Raw genomic sequence first — 2,197 nt, 5'->3', positions numbered from 1 at the left:
GTAACACGGGTTCGAATCCCGTACGGGTCATGTTTTGTTTTTTGATTCGTTGGGCTATAGCCAAGCGGTAAGGCAACGGACTTTGACTCCGTCATGCGTTGGTTCGAATCCAGCTAGCCCAGCCATTTTTTATATATGTTTTTCTGCATAGCAGATGAGCCATTAGCTCAGTTGGTAGAGCATCTGACTTTTAATCAGAGGGTCGAAGGTTCGAGTCCTTCATGGCTCACCATTGTCACGCGGGTGTGGCGGAATTGGCAGACGCGCTAGACTTAGGATCTAGTGTCTTTATGACGTGGGGGTTCAAGTCCCTTCACCCGCATTGTTTTTTCAAACAGTGCACTTATGAATATATGAGCACATCATACACGCGGTCGTGGCGGAATGGCAGACGCGCTAGGTTGAGGGCCTAGTGGGTGAATAACCCGTGGAGGTTCAAGTCCTCTCGGCCGCATCTAAAAAACCAAAGGTGGTAGACCTTTGGTTTTTTTATTTTTTATAACTTCTAAATGAATCTGTCCACTGATCTTAAGTAAGTGGGCTTTTTTTGTTTGAGGTTGATATTTTTATATAATGTCATCCAATTTTTCTTCAGCCATAGCCTTTTGTTTGTTAGGAAATAAGTGAACATATACGTCTATTGTTGTCCGAATAGAGGCATGTCCTCTTTCTTTGATTGTATAATATTCTTCTTCTTGAAATTAATAAAGCAACATGAGAGAGCCTAAGATCATGTAGCCTAGCCTTATTTTCTTTGTTTTGGGCTCTATTAGTACATGATGTTCTCCATTAATAAATGTTGAGGCTTTGTTGACATCAATTTCTTTCTTATATCTATCGTGGTCTATTTTGTCACAAGAGTTTGCTGAATATCGTTACACATTTTACAAGACAAGTTATTTGCTGGATGGTCTAATGACGAGCTTAAAAATTTATATTGAGAAGCAAAAGATAAAAGGGTGTTACTTCGTGTAGCGTCCTTTTTATCTTGGAAAGAATGAAACAAATTGAAAAGAAGAAGAGTGGAAAAGATTTTAATTGTATTAGGGGACTTTGATAATAAATATTTATGATAAACTGATGTCATCAAAATTTTCTAATTGAAATGAATCTTAACGTAGGAGCAGTTGCTAGATAATGGAGGTATAACATGAAACAGATAGAAGCAATTTTTTTAGATAGAGATGGAACAATTGGTGGTGATGATACTATTCATTATCCCGGAAAATTTGAACTCTTTCCTTATACAGCAATTCAAATCAATAAACTAAAAAAAGATAATGTGAAAATATTCTCTTTTACAAATCAACCTGGTATATCAAGTGGATTTGCTAAAGTAGAAGATTTTAAAGAGGAATTGAAAGGTTTTGGTTTTGATGAAGTATATATATGTCCACACGGTCATAATGATGGATGCTCTTGTAGGAAGCCTGGCATAGGAATGTTAATGGAAGCTCAACAAAAACACGATTTAACTCTCGAAAATTGCGTCGTAATTGGGGACCGTTGGAGTGATATTGTTGCAGCTGATAAAGTAGGAAGTATTAAAATTTTGGTTAGAACTGGGGCTGGTGAATATTCACTTCGTGAACACTTTGATAAATTAAGTGGGATTAAAATAGATTATATAGCCAATGACCTTAATGATGCTATAAACTGGTTGTATAAAAATTCTTGTTTAAATAATCAAGTGTAATATTACCCTGCTAATGAGAGCTGTCAATACAAACAAGGTGTTTCAACATGTAGCATCTTTTTTTGAAATAAAAAGGTTACGAGTCCTTTCATAAACAGAGTGTTGAGGTCGTTGGAATTAAGGTAAACCAGTAGAAGTGATGGTGACGGAATTAAAACAGACCGAACTATGAAAAATGACAAGAAACATGAAAGCTAACCAGGGGGAAATTGCTTAGAAATCTATGAATGGAGAGTGAATCGAATTGCTCCATAAAAGAAAAACAAAAAGCACCTCGTGACCGGTCGAAGCTGATTGCAGTTACATTGTGGTCTTGTGTTGGGAGCCTGCTGCTGAAAACTTTCTGTCAGAGTTTATTAATGAAAACACCAGATTATGAAGAAGTAAAGGCAATAAGGACAAAGTTAGAGGAGTAGACCCACTTATCAAGGCCAAAATTAAAAAACATAGCATATAATTAATATGCTATGTTCAGATTGTAGAGAAACTCATGTTTTTCTA

At 36.4% G+C, this 2,197-nt stretch carries 1 protein-coding gene, 4 tRNA genes and 3 pseudogenes; 7 read left to right on the top strand and 1 reads right to left on the bottom strand.

Annotated elements, in window-relative coordinates:
- The first annotated feature begins 50 nt into the window (after window positions 1-50).
- From BA79_RS18645 to BA79_RS18630, 4 genes are all read left to right on the top strand, one after another.
- Window positions 51-125 (top strand) — tRNA-Gln (locus tag BA79_RS18645).
- A gap of 31 nt (window positions 126-156) precedes the next feature.
- Window positions 157-232: transfer RNA gene (locus BA79_RS18640), tRNA-Lys, on the top strand.
- Between the two features lie 7 nt (window positions 233-239).
- Window positions 240-322, top strand: a tRNA-Leu gene (locus BA79_RS18635).
- Window positions 323-370: 48 nt separating this feature from the next.
- A tRNA-Leu gene (locus tag BA79_RS18630) sits at window positions 371-454 on the top strand.
- A 112-nt stretch (window positions 455-566) separates the two neighbouring features.
- Here BA79_RS18630 and BA79_RS19890 read toward each other — a convergent pair.
- Window positions 567-741, bottom strand: a pseudogene (locus BA79_RS19890) (tyrosine-type recombinase/integrase); the annotation flags it as partial.
- Window positions 742-861: 120 nt separating this feature from the next.
- Between BA79_RS19890 and BA79_RS19885 the strand changes: the two are divergent.
- The 3 genes and pseudogenes from BA79_RS19885 to BA79_RS19760 all read left to right on the top strand — a co-directional run.
- Window positions 862-1,001: pseudogene (locus BA79_RS19885) on the top strand (hypothetical protein); the annotation flags it as partial.
- Window positions 1,002-1,150: 149 nt separating this feature from the next.
- Window positions 1,151-1,696, top strand: coding sequence for an HAD-IIIA family hydrolase (locus BA79_RS18625; RefSeq protein ID WP_008346879.1), 546 nt, complete (start codon window positions 1,151-1,153; stop codon window positions 1,694-1,696).
- A 254-nt stretch (window positions 1,697-1,950) separates the two neighbouring features.
- Window positions 1,951-2,028: pseudogene (locus tag BA79_RS19760) on the top strand (hypothetical protein); the annotation flags it as partial.
- Window positions 2,029-2,197: the final 169 nt, after the last annotated feature.

The organism is Bacillus altitudinis 41KF2b, assembly GCF_000691145.1.
Lineage (GTDB): Bacteria > Bacillota > Bacilli > Bacillales > Bacillaceae > Bacillus > Bacillus altitudinis.
This window is presented reverse-complemented; position numbering and strand designations above follow the sequence as displayed.

What these genes read in the sequence shown, in the direction of transcription:
- BA79_RS18625 (WP_008346879.1), top strand. Translation starts at nt 1,151, where the DNA reads ATGAAACAGATAGAAGCAATTTTTTTAGATAGAGATGGAACAATTGGT.